This window comes from Pseudomonas sp. p21 (assembly GCF_001642705.1).
GTDB lineage: Bacteria > Pseudomonadota > Gammaproteobacteria > Pseudomonadales > Pseudomonadaceae > Aquipseudomonas.
The window spans coordinates 664490-685261 of record NZ_LWBV01000002.1; the positions used below are offsets into that span (position 1 = coordinate 664490).

General features: G+C 63.7%; 19 protein-coding genes. 8 read left to right on the forward strand and 11 right to left on the reverse strand.

From position 1 onward, the window contains the following. The first annotated feature begins 123 nt into the window (after window positions 1–123). Together rep and A4C63_RS07955 are read left to right on the forward strand one after the other, a co-directional pair. On the forward strand, window positions 124–2133 hold the full coding sequence (gene rep / locus A4C63_RS07950; protein ID WP_063912216.1) for a DNA helicase Rep: 2010 nt from the start codon (window positions 124–126) through the stop codon (window positions 2131–2133). A gap of 65 nt (window positions 2134–2198) precedes the next feature. Further along, window positions 2199–2771 (forward strand): xanthine phosphoribosyltransferase, encoded by a 573-nt coding sequence (locus A4C63_RS07955; RefSeq protein WP_003253535.1) that lies wholly within the window; start codon window positions 2199–2201, stop codon window positions 2769–2771. A gap of 110 nt (window positions 2772–2881) precedes the next feature. Here the strand turns inward: A4C63_RS07955 and A4C63_RS07960 are convergent, their stop codons facing one another. The 5 genes from A4C63_RS07960 to dadA all read right to left on the reverse strand — a co-directional run bounded on the left by A4C63_RS07960 (window position 2882) and on the right by dadA (window position 8667). Further along, a complete protein-coding gene (locus tag A4C63_RS07960; protein WP_063912217.1) occupies window positions 2882–4744 on the reverse strand; it encodes an acetyl-CoA hydrolase/transferase C-terminal domain-containing protein in 1863 nt (620 codons plus the stop codon). A 180-nt stretch (window positions 4745–4924) separates the two neighbouring features. Next, a complete protein-coding gene (locus A4C63_RS07965) occupies window positions 4925–5329 on the reverse strand; it encodes a cytochrome c5 family protein (protein WP_038408395.1) in 405 nt (134 codons plus the stop codon). Window positions 5330–5483: 154 nt separating this feature from the next. Then, the gene (locus A4C63_RS07970; protein ID WP_013974777.1) at window positions 5484–6032 is read right to left on the reverse strand and encodes a cupin domain-containing protein; all 549 of its coding nucleotides are present in this window, start codon (window positions 6030–6032) and stop codon (window positions 5484–5486) included. A gap of 109 nt (window positions 6033–6141) precedes the next feature. Further along, on the reverse strand, window positions 6142–7215 hold the full coding sequence (gene alr / locus A4C63_RS07975; RefSeq protein WP_063912218.1) for an alanine racemase: 1074 nt from the start codon (window positions 7213–7215) through the stop codon (window positions 6142–6144). Between the two features lie 147 nt (window positions 7216–7362). Beyond that, window positions 7363–8667 carry a D-amino acid dehydrogenase gene (dadA, locus tag A4C63_RS07980; protein WP_063912219.1) on the reverse strand — a complete coding sequence of 435 codons (1305 nt, stop codon included), beginning with the start codon at window positions 8665–8667 and terminating at the stop codon, window positions 7363–7365. A 156-nt stretch (window positions 8668–8823) separates the two neighbouring features. On the opposite strand from dadA, the gene dadR reads away from it, so the two are divergent. Beyond that, complete coding sequence (gene dadR, locus A4C63_RS07985; protein WP_003258963.1) at window positions 8824–9312, forward strand: transcriptional regulator DadR; 489 nt, start codon at window positions 8824–8826, stop codon at window positions 9310–9312. A 2-nt stretch (window positions 9313–9314) separates the two neighbouring features. Here the strand turns inward: dadR and A4C63_RS07990 are convergent, their stop codons facing one another. After that, window positions 9315–9668, reverse strand: coding sequence for a YkgJ family cysteine cluster protein (locus tag A4C63_RS07990; protein WP_013974780.1), 354 nt, complete (start codon window positions 9666–9668; stop codon window positions 9315–9317). Window positions 9669–9877: 209 nt separating this feature from the next. On the opposite strand from A4C63_RS07990, the gene A4C63_RS07995 reads away from it, so the two are divergent. Continuing rightward, the gene (locus A4C63_RS07995; protein WP_063912220.1) at window positions 9878–11170 is read left to right on the forward strand and encodes an FAD-binding oxidoreductase; all 1293 of its coding nucleotides are present in this window, start codon (window positions 9878–9880) and stop codon (window positions 11168–11170) included. 144 nt (window positions 11171–11314) lie between these two features. On the opposite strand, the gene A4C63_RS08000 is transcribed toward A4C63_RS07995, so the two are convergent. Further along, a complete protein-coding gene (locus tag A4C63_RS08000; RefSeq protein ID WP_063912221.1) occupies window positions 11315–11545 on the reverse strand; it encodes a DUF1127 domain-containing protein in 231 nt (76 codons plus the stop codon). A gap of 178 nt (window positions 11546–11723) precedes the next feature. Between A4C63_RS08000 and A4C63_RS08005 the strand changes: the two genes are divergently transcribed. Both A4C63_RS08005 and A4C63_RS08010 read left to right on the forward strand, forming a co-directional pair. Further along, window positions 11724–13154 (forward strand): PLP-dependent aminotransferase family protein, encoded by a 1431-nt coding sequence (locus A4C63_RS08005; protein ID WP_172827494.1) that lies wholly within the window; start codon window positions 11724–11726, stop codon window positions 13152–13154. A 60-nt stretch (window positions 13155–13214) separates the two neighbouring features. Next, a complete protein-coding gene (locus A4C63_RS08010; RefSeq protein ID WP_063912223.1) occupies window positions 13215–14771 on the forward strand; it encodes a phospholipase D family protein in 1557 nt (518 codons plus the stop codon). A gap of 44 nt (window positions 14772–14815) precedes the next feature. Here A4C63_RS08010 and A4C63_RS08015 read toward each other — a convergent pair whose 3' ends face one another. Both A4C63_RS08015 and A4C63_RS08020 read right to left on the reverse strand, forming a co-directional pair. Next, window positions 14816–15955: an MFS transporter gene (locus A4C63_RS08015; RefSeq protein WP_063912224.1), complete on the reverse strand. Its 1140-nt coding sequence runs from the start codon at window positions 15953–15955 to the stop codon at window positions 14816–14818. Window positions 15956–16085: 130 nt separating this feature from the next. Further along, on the reverse strand, window positions 16086–17579 hold the full coding sequence (locus tag A4C63_RS08020) for an aldehyde dehydrogenase (protein ID WP_063912225.1): 1494 nt from the start codon (window positions 17577–17579) through the stop codon (window positions 16086–16088). A gap of 196 nt (window positions 17580–17775) precedes the next feature. Between A4C63_RS08020 and A4C63_RS08025 the strand changes: the two genes are divergently transcribed. Next, window positions 17776–18135, forward strand: a complete 360-nt coding sequence (locus A4C63_RS08025) for a cupin domain-containing protein (protein WP_063912226.1) — start codon at window positions 17776–17778, stop codon at window positions 18133–18135. 170 nt (window positions 18136–18305) lie between these two features. Here the strand turns inward: A4C63_RS08025 and rpmG are convergent, their stop codons facing one another. Next, window positions 18306–18461: a 50S ribosomal protein L33 gene (rpmG, locus tag A4C63_RS08030; protein ID WP_003253507.1), complete on the reverse strand. Its 156-nt coding sequence runs from the start codon at window positions 18459–18461 to the stop codon at window positions 18306–18308. Between the two features lie 10 nt (window positions 18462–18471). After that, window positions 18472–18708 carry a 50S ribosomal protein L28 gene (gene rpmB / locus A4C63_RS25420; protein ID WP_003258972.1) on the reverse strand — a complete coding sequence of 79 codons (237 nt, stop codon included), beginning with the start codon at window positions 18706–18708 and terminating at the stop codon, window positions 18472–18474. Between the two features lie 361 nt (window positions 18709–19069). Between rpmB and A4C63_RS08040 the strand changes: the two genes are divergently transcribed. Further along, a complete protein-coding gene (locus A4C63_RS08040) occupies window positions 19070–20677 on the forward strand; it encodes an ABC transporter substrate-binding protein (RefSeq protein WP_063912228.1) in 1608 nt (535 codons plus the stop codon). The last annotated feature ends 95 nt before the right edge of the window (window positions 20678–20772 follow it).

The following is a 20772-nucleotide window of genomic DNA, read 5'->3' on the forward strand; positions in this document are numbered from 1 at the left end:
CGAAACTGCGCCAGCCGGCAAATCCCGTTTACATATTTGACTCAGACGTCAGACGGTCGCGCCACAATCGCCCCATGCCTGTTAGAATGCGCGGCTATTTTCTGGCGACCCCCGGTTTCTAGCATGTCCCGACTCAATCCCCGGCAGCAAGAAGCCCGTGACTATGTCGGCGGCCCTCTTTTGGTGCTCGCCGGTGCAGGCTCGGGCAAGACCAGCGTGATCACGCGCAAGATTGCCCACCTCATCCAGAACTGCGGCATCCGTGCCCAGTACATCGTGGCGATGACCTTCACCAACAAGGCCGCACGCGAGATGAAGGAACGGGTCGGCACCCTGCTGCGTCCGGGGGAAGGCCGTGGCCTGACGGTGTGCACCTTCCACAACCTGGGCCTGAACATCATCCGCAGGGAGCACGAGCGCCTGGGCTACAAGCCGGGCTTCTCGATCTTCGACGAGTCCGACATCAAGGCGTTGCTGTCGGACATCATGCAGAAGGAATACTCCGGCGACGACGGCATCGACGAGATCAAGAACATGATCGGTGCCTGGAAGAACGATCTGATCCTGCCCGCAGAGGCCCTGGAGAAGGCGCGCAACCCGCGCGAGCAGACCGCCGCCATCGTCTACACCCACTACCAGCGCACGCTCAAGGCGTTCAACGCGGTGGATTTCGACGACCTGATCCTGCTGCCGGTCAAGCTGTTCCAGGAGCACCCCGATGTGCTGGAACGCTGGCAAAACCGCGTGCGCTACCTGCTGGTGGACGAATACCAGGACACCAACGCCAGCCAGTACCTGCTGGTGAAGATGCTGATCGGCATGCGCAACCAGTTCACCGTGGTGGGTGACGACGACCAGTCGATCTACGCCTGGCGTGGCGCCCGGCCGGAAAACCTGATGCTGCTCAAGGAGGACTACCCCTCCCTGAAAGTGGTGATGCTGGAGCAGAACTACCGCTCCACCAGCCGCATCCTGCGCTGCGCCAACGTGCTGATCGCCAACAACCCGCACGCGTTCGAGAAGCAGCTGTGGAGCGAGATGGGCGTGGGCGACGAGATCCGCGTCATCCGCTGCAAGAACGAGGAAGCCGAGGCCGAACGCGTGGCCATGGAAATCCTCACCCTGCACCTGCGCACCAACCGCCCGTACAGCGACTTTGCCATCCTCTACCGCGGCAACTACCAGGCCAAGCTGATCGAACTGAAGCTGCAGCACCACCAGGTGCCATATCGCCTGTCGGGCGGCAACAGCTTCTTCGGCCGCCAGGAGGTCAAGGACCTGATGGCCTACCTGCGCCTGCTGGTGAACCCGGACGATGACAACGCCTACCTGCGAGTGATCAACGTACCGCGCCGCGAAATCGGCTCCACCACCCTGGAAAAACTCGGCAACTACGCCACCGAGCGCAAGATTTCGATGTACGCCGCCAGCGAGGAACTGGGCCTCGGTGAGCACCTGGACGCCCGCTACACCGAGCGTTTACAGCGCTTCAAGCACTGGCTGGACGGTGTGCGCCACAAGGTCGCCCTGGAAGACCCGATTGCCGCGCTGCACGAGATGATCCGCGATATCGACTACGAGAACTGGATCCGCCAGCAGACCGCCAGCGACAAGGCTGCAGAATTTCGCATCAGCAACGTCTGGTTCCTGGTCGAAGCGCTGAAGAACACCCTCGAAAAAGACGAAGAGGGTGACATGACCATCGAGGACGCCATCGGCAAGCTGGTGCTGCGCGACATGCTCGAGCGCCAGCAGGAAGAGGAAGAGAACGCCGAAGGTGTGCAGATGATGACCCTGCATGCCTCCAAAGGCCTGGAATTCCCCTACGTGTTCATCATGGGCATGGAAGAGGAAATTCTCCCGCACCGCTCCAGCATCGAGGCCGACACCATCGAAGAGGAACGCCGCCTGGCCTACGTGGGTATCACCCGCGCGCGCCAGACCCTGGCCTTCACCTTCGCCGCCAAGCGCAAGCAGTACGGAGAAATCATCGACTGCACGCCCAGCCGGTTCCTCGATGAACTGCCACCGGAAGACCTGGCCTGGGAAGGCCTGGACGATGCGCCGGTCGAGGTAAAGGCCGCACGGGGCAACAACGCCCTGGCCGATATCCGGGCAATGCTCAAACGCTGATCAACCATTACTCTTTAAATTTGCCGCCATTTGCGGCCACCTTTGTTACATCGAGGAATACCACAGTGGAAGCACTGCATCAGAAGATTCGCGAAGAAGGCATCGTGCTTTCCGATCAGGTTCTCAAAGTCGACGCGTTTCTCAACCACCAGATCGACCCTGCGCTGATGCAGCTGATCGGTGACGAGTTCGCCCGCCTGTTCGCGGACGCGGGCGTGACCAAGATCGTCACCATCGAAGCCTCGGGCATTGCCCCGGCGGTGATGACTGGCCTGAAGCTGGGCGTGCCGGTGATCTTCGCCCGCAAGCACCAGTCGCTGACCCTGACCGAGAACCTGCTGACCGCCTCGGTGTACTCCTTCACCAAGCAGACCGAGAACACCGTGGCCATCTCGCCGCGTCACCTCAACAGCAGCGACCGCGTGCTGGTGATCGACGACTTCCTGGCCAACGGCAAGGCGTCGCAGGCGCTGATCTCGATCATCAAGCAAGCCGGGGCTACCGTGGCCGGCCTGGGTATCGTGATCGAGAAGTCGTTCCAGGGCGGCCGTGCCGAGCTGGACAGCCAGGGCTACCGCGTTGAATCGCTGGCCCGGGTGAAGTCGCTGGAAGGTGGTGTGGTGTCCTTCATCGAATAAGGCCGCTACGCGATCTCTGTGGGAGCGGGTTTACCCGCGAAGGCGATTTGGGATGCGCCATCGCATTCGCGGGTAAACCCGCTCCCACAGGGGACAGTATGTCCGAGCGCTTATTTTGCAGCCTGTAAGCCCGCCAGCAGCAACCGCTGGTAAAGCTCTTCCTTCAGCCCCTGCGGCTGGTCCAGCTGCATCCGCACAAGATGCCTCGCATAGCCCTCCGGCCCCGGCGCATCCAGCGCTGCCTTGCCCAGCTCCAGCACCTCGCTCAGCTTGAACTTGCTCTTCAGCCAGTTCAGCGCCCGCAGCAAATCCCGTTCTTCAGCCGTCAAGTCCGTGCCCAGCGGATACTCCGGGAACAACCGCGAGTGCTGCGCCCTGATCGCCTCCAGCCGCTGCGGCGTGTTGTCGGTAAAGCGCGCCTCCAGTTGAAAATCCCTGGCCAGCTTGCCGGCGTCCTTTGCCTGCTCGATCAGCCCCTGCTGGAACCGCGAATCGCATACCGCCAGCAACCGCGCAATCACCTCACTGTCGGTCTGCCCACGCAGGTCGGCGATGCCGTACTCGGTCACCACGATATCGCGCAAGTGCCGGGGGATGGTGCAATGGCCATAGTTCCAGAACAGGTTCGAAGTTACCTCCCCGCCCGCCTCACGCCAGCTGCGCAGCAGCAGGATCGAACGCCCGCCCTCCAGCGCGTGGCCCTGGGCGACGAAGTTGTACTGCCCGCCCACGCCACTGAGTACCCGGCCATCCTCCAACTGGTCGGCCACCCCGGCGCCAAGCAGGGTCATGCCGAACACGGTGTTGATGAAGCGCGCATCGCGGCGTTGGCGACGCTTGAGCTGCTCCTGCCCGTACAGCTCGTTGATGAAGCTGATACGCGTCATGGCAAACCGTGCGCGCTGTTCCAGCGGCATGTCGCGCAAGCGCTGGTAGAACGCCTGGGGGCCGAGGAAGAAACCGCCATGCAGCACTGCTGCACCCTGCTCATCCGCCGGGCGCCGCAACAGGCCCGCATCAGCCAAAGCCAGCAGGCCGTTGACGAACATTTCGCTGCAGCCGTACAGGCCCTGGGCGAAGGGATCCAGGCCCCCTTCCCGTTCGATCAGCGCTTTCCACGGGCCGATATCCAGCGCGTCGAGCACGGCACGATAGCCGGCGTTGTCACCCTGGCGCGCCAGCAGTGCAGCAGTTAGTGCGTCACCCATGGCGCCAATGCCTATCTGCAGGGTGCCGCCGTCGTGTACCAGGCTGCTGGCGTGCAGGCCGATGCAATGGTCCTGGGTGTTGACCGGCATGTTCGGCGTGGAGAACAGGCGGCGTTGCTCGGCTGTATCGATCAGCAGGTCGAACGCATCGATGGGTAGCTCGGCATCACCCGGCATGTAAGGCAGTTCGGCATGCACCTGACCGAGCATGAGGATGGTTTCGCCGGCGGCGCGACGCTTGGCGATCATCGGCAGCAGGTCGAGGGTGATGTCAGGGTTGCAGGCCAGGCTCAGGTGCACGGGCCTCTCGGGGGTGGCGGCCACCAGTTGCGCGATCAGGTTCAGGCCCTTGGCGTTGATGTCGCGCGCGGCGTGGCTGTAGTTGCTGCTGATGTAGCTCTGCTGGGCCGACGCGCTGTGCAGCAGGCTGCCGGGCTGCATGAAGAACTGTTCCACGCGGATTTTCGGCGGCAGGCTGTCGTTGCGCAGGTCGGCGAGGTAAGTGAGCTCTTCGTAATCGGCGAAAACGCGCTCGACAAAGGGCTCCAGAAAGCGCCGCTGCAGGCCATCGCCCAGTGATGGGCGGCCGAGGGACAGGGCGGTGTAGATGGTCAGTTGCCGCTCGGGAAGCTCGCGTACACGGGCATAGAGGGCGTTGACGAAAGCATTGGGCTTGCCCAGGCCCAGCGGCAGGCCCATGTGGATGTGGGCTGGCAGGCGCGACAGGACTTGCTCGACGGCCTGGTCGATGGAGCAGAGGTGCATCGGGGCCTCCTGAGACATCCATGGGTTCAGGGGTTGGACATGGGCTTTGGTGGGTTGGTTGCCTGTGCGAGTCTTGTGCTGTACCTGTGGGAGCGGCTTTAGCCGCGAAAGGGACGGCACAGGCACCACAAAAAACAAAGCCCGCCATTGATGGCGGGCCTCATGCAATTCAGCTGTCTCTCACAGCCCGGACATCTTCTTGATCGCCCCTTTCAGGTCGTCATCCGAGCAATCCGCGCAGGTGCCTTTCGGCGGCATGGCGTTGATGCCGGTAATGGCCTTGGCCAGGATGCCATCCAGGCCGCCCTGGTGGTCGGCGCGTTCCTTCCACGCTGCGGTATCGCCAATCTTCGGCGCGCCGAGCAGGCCGGAGCCATGGCAGGCATTGCAGTGCTTGGCGATGATCTCGTCCGGCGTCTTGGCACCACCGCCACCTGCGGCAGCGGCCACTTCCATGCCCTTGCACTCCTGGCCCTGGACGCACACCTGGCCAACCGGCTCCAGGCGCTTGGCGATGTCATCGTTGGTCGCAGCGGTTGCGCTCATTGCCCAGAGGGCGAATACGGCTGCTGGTACGGCCAGCATCTTCTTGATTTGGTTCACGCGAACACCCTCATGGTGGCTAATCACGCTCGCGGCCACGGATCGGCGAGCGTTGAAAAGTATAGCGGGAACCCAGAGGCCGTGAAACGACCCTACACGGGAAAGGGGTATTGCCGAATCAATGCACTGCGCTGGATCAAAAGTTTGAAGGCGTCGCCGCACTGATCAACCGCGCCGGCCGGTCGAACGGGTTGCGAAAGCGGTGCGGGCGGGTGCTTTCGAAGTAGTAGCTGTCGCCCTCTTCAAGGATGAAGATCTCGTTGCCGACCACCAGCTCCAGGCGGCCTTCAAGCAGGATGCCGGTTTCTTCCCCGTCGTGGGTCAGCATTTCGGCCCCCGTGTCGGCACCCGGTGGATACACCTCGGTGAGAAAGGCGATGGCACGATTGGGGTGCGACTTGCCGACCAGCTTCATGGTCACCGCACCGTCGGAGATGTCGATCAGCTCATGGGCCTTGTAGACGATCTGCGTGGGGCTTTCAGGTTCCAGCTCGACCGAGAAGAACTCGACCATGGACATGGGAATGCCGCTCAGCACCTTGCGCAGCGAGCTGATCGACGGGCTCACGCTGTTCTTCTCGATCATCGAGATGGTGCTGTTGGTCACGCCGGCACGCTTGGCGAGTTCACGCTGGGACAGGCCCTTGAGCTTGCGGATGGCTTGCAGTCGTTCGCCGACGTCCAAAGCTGGAGCCTCCTGAAACGGTGGAAAAGGGGGTGGATGTGAACGATATCATGGCAATGCCGTTCAGTATTTACAACACACCGCCCCTCAACCTGTCCGCTTCAGCGTGTCATTCGCCGATGTAGTCCCGCGGTACCCGCTTGAGGTTGCAGAAAATCTGGTAGGGAATGGTACCCGCGTGCGCGGCCACTTCGCTGGCCAGCACATGCTTGCCCCACAGTTCGACCGGGCTGCCGACGGTGGCTTCCGGCACATCGGTCAGGTCGATGCTGAGCATGTCCATCGACACCCGGCCGATCAGTTGGGTGCGCTTGCCGGCGACCAGCACCGGGGTACCGTTGGGCGCCTGCCGTGGGTAGCCATCGGCATAGCCCATGGCGACCACGCCAACGCGGGTTGGCCGTGGGCTGACGAACTTGGCGCCATAGCCCACCGGCTCCCCGGCGGGCAGCTCGCGCACGCTGATCACCCGCGATTGCAGGGTCATCACCGGTTGCAGGCGCTCGGCCTCGGCCTGGGCCACTTCGAACGGTGTGGCACCGTACAGCATCAGGCCCGGGCGCACCCAGTCGCTGGGGGCCTGCGGCCAGCCCAGCACGCCGGGCGAGTTGCGCAGGCTGCACTCGGCGGCCAGGCCCTGGCGGGCGGCCTCGAACACGGCGATCTGCTGGGCGGTGGCGTCGGCATCCAGCTCGTCGGCGCGGGCGAAGTGGCTCATCAGCACGATGCGCACGACCTTGCCGCTGGCCAGCAGGCGCTGGTAGGCCTCGTGGTAGTCCTTGGGGTGCAGGCCGACACGGTGCATGCCGCTGTCGAGCTTGAGCCAGACGGTGAGCGGCTTGTGCACCTGGGTCTTCTCGATTGCTTCCAGCTGCCACAGCGAGTGCACCACGCACCACAGGTCGTGCTCGGCAATCAGGGCCAGTTCGCTGGCTTCGAAGAAACCTTCGAGTAGCAGTACCGGGGCCTTGATACCGGCGGCACGCAGCTCCAGCGCCTCTTCGATGCAGGCCACGGCAAAGCCGTCGGCTTCGGCCTCCAGGGCCAGGGCACAGCGCACGGCACCGTGGCCGTAGGCGTCAGCCTTGATCACGGCGAGGGCTTTGGCACCGGTCAGTTCACGGGCCAGACGGTAGTTGTGGCGCAGGGCCTGGAGGTCGATCAGGGCGCGGGCGGGACGCATGGCGGCATGCCTTATGGTGGTTCGGGTTGAAATCGGTTTTGGGTCTTTCGCGGCTGAAGCCGCTCCCACAGGGGACCACACAATGTCCGGGAACATACGATCCCTGTGGGAGCGGCTTTAGCCGCGAAGAGGCCGGTACAGGCAGACTTACTGCTGGTGAGCCGGCGCAGTCTGCCCGTGCTTGGCCACTTCCGGGCTGTTGCCATAACGGGAAATGTCCAGGCCTTCGGCACTGATCTGCGGCTTCTTGCGCGCAATCAGGTCGGCCAGCAGGCGACCGGAGCCACACGCCATGGTCCAGCCCAAAGTGCCGTGACCGGTGTTCAGGAACAGGTTGCGGAACGCCGTGGCACCGACGATCGGGGTACCGTCCGGGGTCGCCGGGCGCAGGCCGGTCCAGAAGCTTGCCTGGCTCAGATCACCGCCGCGAGGATAAAGGTCGTTGACGATCATCTCCAGCGTTTCGCGCCGACGCGGGTTCAGCGACAGGTCAAAACCGGCGATTTCAGCCATGCCGCCGACGCGGATGCGGTTGTCGAAACGGGTGATCGCGACCTTGTAGGTCTCGTCGAGAATGGTCGAGGTCGGGGCCATGTCGCCGTTGGTGATCGGCACGGTCAGCGAGTACCCCTTCAGCGGGTACACCGGGGCCTTGATGCCCAGCGGCTTGAGCATCTGCGGCGAGTAGCTGCCCAGCGCCAGCACGTAACGGTCGGCGGTTTCCAGCTTGCCGTCGATCCACACGCCATTGATGCGGTCACCCGCGAAGTCCAGGCGCTGGATGTCCTGGCCGAAGCGGAACTCCACGCCCAGCTTCACGGCCATTTCGGCAAGCTTGGTAGTGAACAGCTGGCAGTCGCCAGTCTGGTCGTTGGGCAGGCGCAGGGCACCGGCCAGGATGTCTTTGACGCCAGCCAGGGCCGGTTCGACGCGGGCAATGCCGTCGCGGTCGAGCAGCTCGTAAGGCACGCCGGACTGTTCCAGCACGGCAATATCCTTGGCCGCAGCATCTACCTGAGCTTGAGTACGGAACAGCTGGGTAGTCCCCAGGCTGCGGTTTTCGTAGGCAATACCGGTTTCGGCGCGCAGCTCGTCGAGGCAGTCACGGCTGTACTCGGACAGGCGCACCATGCGCTCCTTGTTCACCGCGTAACGGCTGGCGGTGCAGTTGCGCAGCATCTGTGCCATCCACAGGTACTGGTCGACGTCGCCGGTGAGCTTGATGGCCAGGGGCGCGTGGCGCTCCAGCAGCCACTTGATGGCCTTCAGCGGCACGCCAGGGGCGGCCCAGGGCGAGGCATAGCCGGGCGAGATCTGGCCGGCGTTGGCAAAGCTGGTTTCCATGGCCACCGCCGGCTGGCGATCGACCACCGTTACTTCGAAACCTTGCCGGGCCAGATAGTAGGCACTGGCGGTTCCGATCACACCGCTACCAAGTACCAGAACTCGCATCGTTTTATCCCTCGCACGCGGCGCGCCGCAGACTTTTATTGAAATGGCATGAATGCGCGCAGTATAGGAATTTGAGGGCAGTGCAATTCACTATATAAAAGCCTATTATTGGCGAGAATTCTCGGCAAAATCGCCTTTCACGGAGGGGCATCCCCTATGAGAACCCAGCACCAGAGCAAGCGTGAACTGGACAAGATCGACCGTAACATCCTGCGTATCCTGCAGAACGACGGGCGGATTTCCTTCACCGAACTGGGCGAGAAAGTCGGGCTTTCCACCACCCCTTGCACCGAGCGCGTCCGCCGCCTGGAGCGCGAGGGCATCATCATGGGCTACAACGCCCGCCTGAACCCGCAGCACCTCAAGGGCAGCCTGCTGGTGTTCGTGGAAATCAGCCTGGACTACAAGTCCGGCGACACCTTCGAAGAGTTCCGCCGTGCGGTGCTGAAGCTGCCCCACGTACTGGAATGCCACCTGGTTTCAGGTGACTTCGACTACCTGGTGAAAGCGCGTATTTCCGAAATGGCCTCGTACCGCAAGCTGCTTGGCGACATCCTGCTGAAGCTGCCGCATGTGCGTGAATCGAAGAGCTACATCGTGATGGAAGAGGTGAAGGAGAGCCTTTGCCTGCCGATCCCGGACTGAGGTCAAACCAGCACTTGGCGGGTGGTGGCAATGAACTGGTGGACCAACTGCTCGGCGGCGGGCTCGATCATCTGTTCAGGGCCACGACCACGCGGACACGCCAGCCGCGGAGTGGTGCCGAACAGGCGGCAGATCATCGGGCGCTCTTCATACACCGTGCAGCCGTTGGGGCCCAGGTGCACACAGTCCAGGCGCTCCAGGGCGGCGTCCTGCTCGGCCTGGGACTTGCGCGGCAGGCGGGCCATTTCTTCCGCCGACGTGGTGACCGGGCCGCAGCAGTCGTGGCAGCCGGGCTCGCACTCGAATGAAGGGATGAGTTCGCGCAGGAAGTGGATCTTGTGGCGGTTGCAGGACATGGCTGGGTACAAAGTTAATAGATAAGTTCGATTATAGGCCCATTCGCGGGTAAACCCGCTCCCACAGGATTGTGGATGCACCAGGCATTGCGCTGTCCCTGTGGGAGCGGGTTTACCCGCGAACGAGGGCGCAGTCCTCGCCTTGTTGCCCACCACCCTACCCCGGCTTATCCTCCTCCCCTCAGCCCACCAGCCTCAGGACCTGCCCAATGATCCACAGCGCGCAGCACGCCGCCTCCTATTACGCCGCCAGCAGCGCGCCACACCCTGACCATTCCTTCCTGCAAGGCGAGCACAGCGCCGACGTGTGTATCGTCGGCGGCGGCTACTCGGGCCTGAACACGGCCATCGAACTGGCCGAACGCGGCTTCTCGGTCATCCTGCTGGAAGCCCGCAAGCTCGGTTGGGGCGCCAGCGGGCGCAATGGTGGGCAGCTGATCCGTGGCGTCGGCCACGGTCTGGAACAATTCCTCCCGGTGATCGGCGAGGATGGCGTACGCAGCATGAAGCTGATGGGCCTGGAAGCCGTGCAGATCGTCCGCGAGCGGGTCGAAAAGCATGCCATTGCCTGTGACCTGACCTGGGGTTACTGCGACCTGGCCAACAAGCCTGCCGAACTGCTGGGCTTTGCCGAAGACGCCGAAGAACTGCGCAGCCTGGGCTACGCCCATGAATTGCGCCTGGTGGGCAAGGACGATATCCACAGCGTGGTCGGCGCTGACTGCTATGTGGGCGGGCTGGTCGACATGGGCTCCGGCCACCTGCACCCGCTCAACCTGGCCCTGGGCGAAGCGGCCGTGGCCAGCCGCCTGGGCGTGAAGCTGTTCGAGCAGTCCGAAGTCACCCGCATCGACTACGGCCCGCAAGTGCAGGTGCACACCGCCCAGGGCCGGGTGCGCGCCAAGACCCTGGTGCTGTGCTGCAACGCCTACCACAACAACCTGAACCGCGAGCTGGGCGGCAAGGTATTGCCGGCCGGCAGCTACATCATCGCCACCGAGCCGCTGGGCGAAGAGCGCGCTCGCTCGCTGCTGCCGCAGAACATGGCGGTGTGTGACCAGCGTGTGGCGCTGGACTATTACCGGCTGTCCGCCGACAACCGCTTGCTGTTCGGCGGTGCCTGCCACTATTCAGGCCGCGACCCGAAGGATATCGCCGCCTACATGCGGCCGAAGATGCTCAAGGTGTTCCCACAACTGGCCGATGTGCGCATCGACTACCAGTGGGGCGGCATGATCGGCATCGGCGCCAACCGCCTGCCGCAGGTTGGCCGCCTGGCCAGCCAGCCGAACGTGTATTACGCCCAGGCCTACTCCGGCCATGGGCTCAACGCCACCCACCTGGCCGCACGCCTGCTGGGCGAGGCCATCAGTGGCCAGGAAAGCGGGCGTTTCGACCTGTTCGCCAAGGTGCCGCACATCACCTTCCCCGGCGGCAAGCACCTGCGCTCGCCGCTGCTGGCGTTGGGGATGCTGTGGCATCGCCTGAAAGAGCTGGTCTGAAAGCTGCACACTGCCCCTTGTGGGAGCGGCCTTGTGTCGCGAAAGGGCTGCGAAGCAGCCCCGGCAATTCATGCAGTGATGCAAATATCCTGGGGCCGCTGTGCGGCCCTTTCGCGACACAAGGCCGCTCCCACAAAGATCGCATCAGTCCTTCCAGAAGGGCTTACGCCCCTCGGTCAGGGCCTGCTCCCAGCTCAGCCCGACATCGCGCAACTCGTCATCGGTCAACTGCAGCAGCGCCCTGCGGGTATGCCAGCGATGCAGCATCAGCCCCCAACGCCCCAACCCTTCCGGCGCGTTGAACACCTTGGCTTGCTGCCCGGCTTCCAGCTCCTTGGCCAACAGTTGCAAGCGCACATCGCTCATGCCACCCATCACCGCATCCTCTCGTTCAGTCGATACCGTGGAGAAAGCATGCGCGTCGGCAGCACCGGCAATACAGATCCAATACAGCCTTATTATTCCCATACAGAATTGGCCGTCGGCCGACTGAATGCTGTATTTTCACCGCAACTGTACCGGTCGCTATGCCAAAGCAACGCAGGAGTATGCCGTGACCCTTTACCTGAACCTCGCCGAACTGCTTGGCGCCCGTATCGAACAGGGCCTGTACCGTCCCGGCCAGCGCCTGCCGTCGGTACGCGCTCTGAGCGTGGAGCACGGGGTCAGCCTGAGCACCGTGCAGCAGGCCTACCGCATGCTGGAAGACAGCGGCATGGTCTCGCCCCGGCCCAAGTCCGGCTACTTCGTCAACGACCACCGCCACCTGCCGGCCCTGCCCGCCGTCAGCCGCCCGGCCCAGCGCCCGGTGGACATTTCGCAGTGGGAGCAGGTGCTGGAACTGGTGCGCAGCACCCCACGCCAGGGCGTGATCCAGCTCGGCCGCGGCATGCCCGACATCGACAGCCCCACCCTCAAGCCACTGCTGCGCAGCCTCGCCCAGCTAAGCCGGCGGCAGGACATGCCCGGCCTGTACTACGACAACATCCACGGCAACCTGGCCCTGCGCGAACAGGTGGCCCGGCTGATGCTCGACTCCGGCTGCCGCCTGGGCCCGGCGGACCTGGTGATAACCACCGGCTGCCATGAGGCGCTCTCATGCAGCATCCGCGCGGTGTGCGAGCCGGGCGATATCGTCGCGGTCGACTCCCCCAGCTTCCACGGCGCCATGCAGACTCTCAAAGGCCTGGGCATGAAAGCCCTGGAAATCCCCACCGACCCGGTCACCGGTATCAGCCTGGAGGCGTTGGAACTGGCCTTGGAGCAGTGGCCGATCAAGCTCATCCAGATCACCCCCAGCTGCAACAATCCGCTCGGCTATATCATGCCCGAGGCCCGCAAGAAGGCCCTGCTGAGCCTGGCCCAGCGCTACGACGTGGCCATCCTGGAAGATGATGTCTACGGCGACCTGGCCTACACCTACCCGCGCCCGCGCACCCTCAAGTCGTTTGACGACGATGGCCGCGTGCTGCTCTGCAGCTCGTTCTCCAAGACCCTGGCCCCCGGCCTGCGGATAGGCTGGGTAGCACCCGGGCGTTACCTGGAGCGGGTGCTGCACATGAAGTACATCAGCACCGGCAGCACGGCCAGCCAGCCGCAGTTGGCGATTGCCGACTTCATCGCCGGCGGGCACTACCAGCCCCATGTGCGGCGCATGCGCAGCCAGTACCAGCGTGGCCGCGACCTGATGAGCGACTGGGTGACCCGCTACTTCCCGGCGGGCACCCGGATCAGCCGGCCCCAGGGCGGCTTCATGCTGTGGGTGGAATTACCCGAACATTTCGATACGCTGCGCCTGAACCGGGCTTTACTGGAGCAGGACGTGCAGGTTGCCGTGGGCAGCATCTTCTCGGCCTCGGGCAAGTTCCGCCACTGCCTGCGCATGAACTTCGCCGCGCGGCCGACACCGCAGATCGAAGCCGCCGTGCGCAAGGTTGGTGAAACCGCCCTTCGTCTACTGGATGAAGAACGCGCCGGCGCGTAACTTTGCGCCGCCCGCCACGGTCCAACCCATTAAGCCTTTGCAGCACAGGACGATCCACCCTTGAGACTCCAGCGAGCCCTGCCTCTGCTGCTGGTGCTACTGCTCGGCCTTGCCGGCTGTGCCAGCGTCGGCACGCCACGCGAAACCAGCCAGGCGCTGCCGGCCAACGACTCGGCCTTCGGCCGCTCGGTACTGCGCCAGGCCGCGCCCTACGGCGGCCGCTCGGGCTTTCGCCTGCTGCCCAACAGCAACGAGGCGTTCCGCGCCCGCGCCGAACTGATCCGCAACGCCCAGGCGAGCATCGACCTGCAGTACTACATCGTCCACGATGGCCTCAGCACCCGTGCCCTGGTGCATGAACTGCTGCGCGCAGCCGACCGTGGCGTGCGTGTGCGCATCCTGCTCGACGACACCACCAGCGACGGCCTGGACGTCATCATGGGCACCCTCGATGCCCACCCGAACATCCAGATCCGCGTGTTCAACCCGCTGCACCTGGGCCGCAGCACAGGCGTGACGCGCGCCGTGGGCCGCCTGTTCAACCTGTCGCGCCAGCACCGACGCATGCACAACAAGCTGTTCCTGGTGGACAACAGCATGGCCATCGTCGGCGGGCGCAACCTGGGCGATGAGTATTTCGATGCCGAGCCCAACCTCAACTTCACCGACATCGACTTGCTGGGCGTCGGCCCGGTGGCCGAACAGCTCAGCCACAGTTTCGACCAGTACTGGAACAGCGCCCTGAGCCGGCCGATTACCGACTTCCTCTGGCGTGACCCGGACGCCAGTGACCTGCGCGCCAGCCGCCACCGCCTGGAAGTGTCGCTGGCCGAGGCCAGGACCCAGCGCAAAGCCCTGTATGACCGCTTGATGGCCTACCAGTCGCAGCCGCGCCTGGATGTGTGGCGCAACGAGCTGATCTGGGCCCATGCCCAGGCGCTGTGGGATGCGCCGAGTAAAGTGCTGGCCGATGACGAACCGGACCCGCAACTACTGCTGACCCAGCAACTGGCCCCAGACCTGGGCATGGTGCAACACGAGCTGATTCTGGTATCGGCGTACTTCGTACCCGGCGAATCCGGCTTGCTGTACCTGACCCACAGCGCCGACGCGGGCATCTCGGTCAAGCTGCTGACCAACTCGCTGGAAGCCACCGACGTGCCGGCCGTGCATGGTGGCTATGCGCCGTATCGGCGAGCGCTGCTGGAGCACGGCGTGCAGTTGTACGAGCTGCGCCGCCAACCCGGCGACCCGAGCGCCCGGCACCGCGTGAGCTTCCATGGCAGCTCGGACTCGAGCCTGCACAGCAAGGCGATCGTGTTCGACCGGCGCAAGACCTTCATCGGCTCGTTCAACTTCGACCCGCGCTCGGTGTTGTGGAATACCGAGGTCGGGGTGCTGGTGGACAGCCCGGAGCTGGCCGAGTACACCCGCGCGCTGGCGGTACAGGGCATGGCCCCGGCCTTGAGCTACCAGCCGACGCTGGTGGGTAACCAGATGGTGTGGGTAACCGAGGAAAATGGCAGGCGGCGCATGCTCACGTCCGAACCGGGCGGGATGTGGCGGCGGTTCAATGCCTGGATCAGCAAGGCGGTTGGCCTGGAGAAGATGTTGTAGCGGCCTTGCGTCGCGATGGGCCGCAAAGCGGCCTCAAAAATCCATCAGGCAGAAGCAGGCTCGAAGGCCCCGCGCCGCCGGGTCAATACCACCAACCCCGCAGCCCCCGCAGCCATCAGCAACGGCAACGCATGCCCGCTGATCCACTGGCCCCCCGCCCCGGCCAACAATGGCCCGAGCAGGCAGCCAATGCCCCACAGTTGCGCCACATGGGCATTGGCCCGCACCAGCTCATCATCGCGGTAGCGCTCGCCGATCAGCACCAGCGACAAGGTGAACAAGCCCCCCGCACTGGCGCCGAACAACACCCACAACGGCCAGATCGCCGGCGTGTGCAACAACAGCGGAATCGCCAGGCTGGACAACAGCAAGGTCACCGCGCAGCCGGTGAACAGGGTGCGCCGCGACATATGGTCGGCCAGCGCACCAATGGGCAGCTGCAGCACTGCGTCGCCCACCACCACGGTACTGACCATGAACAGGGCGATTTCGGTGCTGAAGCCCTGCTGCAGGCAGTACACCGGCAACAAGGTCAGGATCATCGCCTCGAACGAGGCGAACAGGGCAATGGCCCAGGCGATCACCGGCAAACGCCGGCAGAAGGCGAACAGGTCGCCGAAGGTGACGCTGCAGGCCTCTGTACTGGGCGCACCACCACGCCCAAGGAGAATCAGCGGCGCCAACAGCAGCAGGCCGGTCGCGGCCCAGAAGCCGAAGTCGTCATCCGAGCCGAGAAAGCCCAGCACCAGCGGGCCGGCCAGCTGGCTGAGGGCGTAGCTGCTGCCATACAGCGCCACCAAGCGGCCACGCCATTGCTCGACCACCAGTTGGTTGATCCAGCTTTCGCCGAGGATGAACACCACGGTCAGGGACATGCCGATCATCAGCCGCAACAGCAGCCACAATGGGTAGCTGGGCAGCAGTGCCACCAGGCCGATCGACAGCGCGCCGCCCCACAGGCATATGCGCATGGCCGAGGGCACACCGACCCAGCCGGCCAGGCGGCTGGCCAGGCTGGCACCTGCCAGCACACCCAGCGCCGGCATCGCGGCCATTACGCCGATAGCGAAGCTGCCATAGCCCCAGGCTTCCAGACGCAGGGACACCAGCGGCATGCTCACGCCCAGCGCCAGCCCGACACTGAGCACCGATGCCAGTACGGCGAAGTAGGTCCCCCAACGCATCCTTGACCTCTTGAGTTCTTGGGGCTGCTTTGCAGCCCATTCGCGGCACAAGGCCGCTCCTACAGGGAAACGCATGCCCCTGTAGGAGCGGCCTTGTGCCGCGAATGGGCCGCAAAGCGGCCCCCTGGGATTACAGCTTGATCCAGGTCGCCTTCAGCTCGGTGTACTTCTCCAGCGCATGCAGCGACTTGTCACGGCCGTTGCCCGACTGCTTGAAGCCACCGAACGGCGCGGTCATGTCGCCGCCGTCGTACTGGTTGACCCAGACACTGCCAGCGCGCACGGCACGGGCGGTCTTGTGGGCCTTGGAGATGTCCGAGGTCCAGATGCCAGCGGCCAGGCCATACGGCGTGTCGTTGGCAATGGCGACGGCCTCTTCAGCGGTGTCGAAGGCAATCACCGACAGCACTGGGCCGAAGATTTCTTCCTGGGCAATGCGCATGGCGTTGGTCACGCCGTCGAAGATGGTCGGCTCGACATAGGTGCCGCCGGTCTCTTCCAGGGTGCGCTTGCCACCGGCCAGCAGCTTGGCGCCGTCCTTGTGGCCGGCTTCGATGTACGACAGCACAGTGTTCATCTGTTGGGTGTCGACCAGGGCACCGACAGTGGTCTGTGGGTCCAGCGGGTTGCCTGGCTTCCAGCCCTTCAGGGCCTCGACCACCATTGGCAGGAACTTATCCTTGATCGAACGCTCGACCAGCAGGCGCGAGCCTGCGGTGCACACTTCGCCCTGGTTGAAGGCGATGGCGCTAGCGGCAGCTTCTGCGGCAGCTTGCAGGTCCGGGGCGTCGGCGAAGACGATGTTCGGGCTCTTGCCACCGGCTTCCAGCCAGATGCGCTTCATGTTCGATTCGCCAGCATAGATCATCAGCTGCTTGGCGATCTTGGTCGAACCGGTGAACACCAGGGTGTCGACGTCCATGTGCAGGGCCAGGGCCTTGCCCACGGTGTGGCCGTAGCCTGGCAGCACGTTCAGCACGCCAGCCGGGATACCGGCTTCGATGGCCAGCTGGGCGATGCGAATGGCAGTCAGCGGCGATTTTTCGGACGGCTTGAGCACTACCGAGTTACCGGTGGCCAGGGCCGGGCCAAGCTTCCAGCAGGCCATCAGCAGCGGGAAGTTCCACGGTACGATGGCACCGACCACACCCACCGCTTCGCGGGTAACCAGGCCAAGCTGATCATGCGGGGTCGGGGCGACTTCGTCGTAGACCTTGTCGATGGCTTCGGCAGTCCAGTGGATGGCATTGGCCGCGCCCGGGATGTCGATGCTGGAGGAGTCGCCGATCGGCTTGCCCATGTCCAGGGTTTCCAGCAGTGCCAGCTCTTCGACGTTCTTGCGCAGCAGGTCGGCGAAGCGGATCAGCTTGGCCTTGCGCTTGGCCGGGGCCAGCTGCGACCACACGCCGGAGTTGAAGGTGGCACGGGCGTTTTCCACAGCGCGGTTGGCATCGGCCAGGTCACAGCTGGCAACCTTGGCCAGGAAGCGTCCGTCGACCGGGCTCAGGCACTCGAAGGTTTCACCGGATGCGGCATCGGTGTATTCGCCGTTGATGAAGGCACGGCCTTCGATCTTCAGTTGCTGGGCACGTTGTTCCCAGTCCGCACGAGTCAGGGTGGTCATACGAAACTCCTCCTCTTGTTTAGGTGCAACGCCGCACTGAGGACTCACAGGCGTTGTCAGAATTCTGGCCGGGCGACGAGCGCACACTGGCAAGCGATACCCTAAACCAGCCCGGGTAAACTATCAATATATTTGACACAGAAGGCTCAAAAGCCTACTGATGTGCATTTTATTAAACAACAACAGGAGCCGCACCATGAGCATCGACAGCATCATCGACTTCGCACAGGTCATTACCGAGGCCGAACGCTACCGCCCGGCGGCGGAAAAAATCCTCAAGGGCGAGCCCGACCAGGCGGTCTACAACCATTATTCCAGCCCGTGCGGGCAGTTTGCCTCGGGCGTGTGGGAAGGCGAGGTGGGGCAATGGACGGTGAACTACACCGAGCATGAGTACTGCGAGATCGTCCAGGGCGTTTCGGTGCTGCGCGACCAGGACGGTGGGGCCAAGACTTTGCGTGCCGGTGACCGGTTTGTCATTCCGGCAGGGTTCAAGGGCACCTGGGAGGTGCTGGAGCCTTGCCGCAAGATCTATGTGATGTTCGAGCAGAAATGATCTGAGGCTGTGCCGGCCTCTTCGCGGGCTTGCCCGCTCCCACAGGGATTTCACTGGTCTCAGGGGCTGTGATGTACCTGTGGGAGCGGGCAAGCCCGCGAAGAGGCCCGAGCAGGCAAAAAAAAAACCCGCGTCCTTTCGGATGCGGGTTTTTTCAGGTCGCCGATCAATTACTTGATCTTGGCTTCCTTGTACACCACGTGCTTGCGAACAACCGGATCGTATTTCTTGATCTCGATTTTGTCCGGAGTGGTGCGCTTGTTCTTGTCGGTGGTGTAGAAGTGGCCAGTGCCAGCACTCGAAACCAGACGGATCAATTCACGCATGACGTTCTCCTTAGAACTTTTCGCCGCGAGCACGCAGCTCGGCCAGCACTACGTCGATACCACGCTTGTCAATGACGCGCATGCCTTTGGCAGATACGCGCAGACGCACGAAACGCTTCTCGGATTCAACCCAGAAACGGTGGTGCTGCAGGTTCGGCAGGAAACGACGACGGGTTTTGTTGTTTGCGTGGGAAATGTTGTTCCCGGTTACTGGACCCTTACCAGTAACTTGACAGACTCTCGACATGACTCAGCCCTCTAAAACCACATGCCCAACCCGGCATGGGTTGGCCGCTTAATCTCTCAGTCTTTGGCGCCTGGGCGCCGTGATTCTGGAGGTCTTATCGGCCGCATTCGCTGATGCGACAGGCCGAGCCCCTAGAAAAGAGCGCTGCTTTATACCAGAAAGACTCGGCCGCAACAACATTAGATGAATATTGACACGAGCCCCGACGCGCCCGGCCAGCATAGCGGCAGGCCCCGCCAGCCGTCGACCGCTCGTCGCCAATTTTGTAAAAAAGGGTGTGGTCATTTCCCGACGGGCACACTAGGGTAGGCCTTTTCCAGACTGCACTGGCAGATGGGCCACTGACAGCCAAGGAGCCACTATGCGTGCTGCCGCCCTTTCCTTATTGTTCAACTCCTTGTTCGCCGCAAGCGCCCTGTTCGCCGCCGGCGTTGCCCAGGCCGCCCCGCTGAGTGTCTGCAGCGAGGCCAGCCCCGAAGGCTTCGACGTGGTGCAGTACAACTCGCTGACCACCACCAACGCCACGGCCGATGTGCTGATGAACCGCCTGGTGGAGTTCGACGCAGCGCAAGGCAAGGTGGTGCCGAGCCTGGCGGCCAGCTGGACGGTATCGGCTGATGGCCTGGTCTACGACTTCACCCTGCGCGATGACGTGAAATTCCATACCACTACCTACTTCAAGCCAAGCCGCGCACTGAATGCCGACGATGTGCTGTTCAGCTTCCAGCGCATGCTCTACCCCGCCCATGCCTGGCACAAGACCGCACCGGGCGGCTATCCGCATGCCCAGTCACTGCAACTGGGCAGCCTGATCAAGGCGATCGAGGCGCCGGCACCGAACACCGTGCGCTTCACCCTCAACCACCCGGACGCCACGTTCCTGGCCACCCTGAGCATGGGCTTCGCCTCGATCTACTCCGCCGAGTACGCCGACGATCTACTCAAGGCCGGCACGCCGGAGAAACTCAACAGCCAGCCGGTCGGTACCGGGCCGTTCATCTTCCAGCGCTTCCAGAAGGACGCCTTGGTGCGCTACCGCGCCAACCCTGATTACTTCGCCGGCAAGCCGGCGGTCGACCCGCTGATCTTCGCCATCACTACCGATGCCAACGTGCGCCTGCAGAAGCTCAAGCGCGGCGAGTGCCAGGTGGCCCTGTCGCCCAAGCCGCTGGACATCGCCGAAGCTGGCAAGGACGGCAACCTCAAGGTGGTCACCACCCCGGCCTTCATGACCGCCTTCGTCGCCATCAACAGCCAGCACCCACCGCTGGACAAGCCGGAAGTGCGCCAGGCCATCAACCTGGCCTTCGACAGGCAGGCTTATCTGAAGGCCGTGTTCGAAGACTCCGCGGTAGCCGCCAACGGCCCCTACCCGCCCAACACCTGGAGCTACGCCAAGGACTTGCCCGGCTACCCGCTGGACCTGAAGAAAGCCAAGGCCCTGCTGGCCAAGGCCGGCCTGGCCGAAGGCTTCAGCACCACGATCTGGACCCGCCCGTCGGGCAGCCTGCTCAACCCCAACCCCAGCCTCGGTGCGCAGATGCTGCAGGCCGACCTGGCCAAGATTGGCATCAAGGCCGAGATCCGCGTGATCGAGTGGGGCGAGCTGATCCGCCGTGCCAAGGCGGGCGAGCATGACCTGCTGTTCATGGGTTGGGCAGGTGACAACGGCGACCCGGACAACTTCCTCAGCCCGCAGTTTTCCTGCGCCGCGGTGCAGTCGGGGACCAACTTCGCACGTTTCTGCGACAGCCGCCTGGACCAGTTGATCAGCGCCGGGCGTACCACCAACGACCAGAGTGTGCGCAGCCGGCTTTACCAGCAGGCGCAAACCTTGATTCAGCAGCAGGCGCTGTGGGTGCCGCTGGCGCACCCGACGGCGGCGGCCCTGCTGCGCCAAGGGGTGGAGGGGTATCAGGTGAGCCCGTTCGGGCGGCTGGATTTCAGCAAGGTGTCAGTGACCAAGTAAGCCTGCACCGGCCTCTTCGCGGGTAAACCCGCTCCCACAGGGACGGCACAACACTCAAGGTTGGTGCGATACCTGTGGGAGCGGGCAAGCCCGCG

Excerpts from the sequence above, each read along its gene's own strand:
- rep (WP_063912216.1), top strand. The coding sequence starts at position 124 with ATGTCCCGACTCAATCCCCGGCAGCAAGAAGCCCGTGACTATGTCGGC.
- A4C63_RS07960 (WP_063912217.1), bottom strand. The coding sequence starts at position 4,744 with ATGCACCTCTGCTCCATCGACCAGGCCGTCGAGCAAGTCCTGTCGCGC.
- A4C63_RS07965 (WP_038408395.1), bottom strand. The coding sequence starts at position 5,329 with ATGCTGGCCGTACCAGCAGCCGTATTCGCCCTCTGGGCAATGAGCGCA.
- alr (WP_063912218.1), bottom strand. The coding sequence starts at position 7,215 with ATGCGTCCCGCCCGCGCCCTGATCGACCTCCAGGCCCTGCGCCACAAC.
- dadA (WP_063912219.1), bottom strand. The coding sequence starts at position 8,667 with ATGCGAGTTCTGGTACTTGGTAGCGGTGTGATCGGAACCGCCAGTGCC.
- dadR (WP_003258963.1), top strand. The coding sequence starts at position 8,824 with ATGAGAACCCAGCACCAGAGCAAGCGTGAACTGGACAAGATCGACCGT.
- A4C63_RS07990 (WP_013974780.1), bottom strand. The coding sequence starts at position 9,668 with ATGTCCTGCAACCGCCACAAGATCCACTTCCTGCGCGAACTCATCCCT.
- A4C63_RS07995 (WP_063912220.1), top strand. The coding sequence starts at position 9,878 with ATGATCCACAGCGCGCAGCACGCCGCCTCCTATTACGCCGCCAGCAGC.
- A4C63_RS08000 (WP_063912221.1), bottom strand. The coding sequence starts at position 11,545 with ATGGGTGGCATGAGCGATGTGCGCTTGCAACTGTTGGCCAAGGAGCTG.
- A4C63_RS08015 (WP_063912224.1), bottom strand. The coding sequence starts at position 15,955 with ATGCGTTGGGGGACCTACTTCGCCGTACTGGCATCGGTGCTCAGTGTC.
- A4C63_RS08020 (WP_063912225.1), bottom strand. The coding sequence starts at position 17,579 with ATGACCACCCTGACTCGTGCGGACTGGGAACAACGTGCCCAGCAACTG.
- A4C63_RS08025 (WP_063912226.1), top strand. The coding sequence starts at position 17,776 with ATGAGCATCGACAGCATCATCGACTTCGCACAGGTCATTACCGAGGCC.
- rpmG (WP_003253507.1), bottom strand. The coding sequence starts at position 18,461 with ATGCGTGAATTGATCCGTCTGGTTTCGAGTGCTGGCACTGGCCACTTC.
- rpmB (WP_003258972.1), bottom strand. The coding sequence starts at position 18,708 with ATGTCGAGAGTCTGTCAAGTTACTGGTAAGGGTCCAGTAACCGGGAAC.
- A4C63_RS08040 (WP_063912228.1), top strand. The coding sequence starts at position 19,070 with ATGCGTGCTGCCGCCCTTTCCTTATTGTTCAACTCCTTGTTCGCCGCA.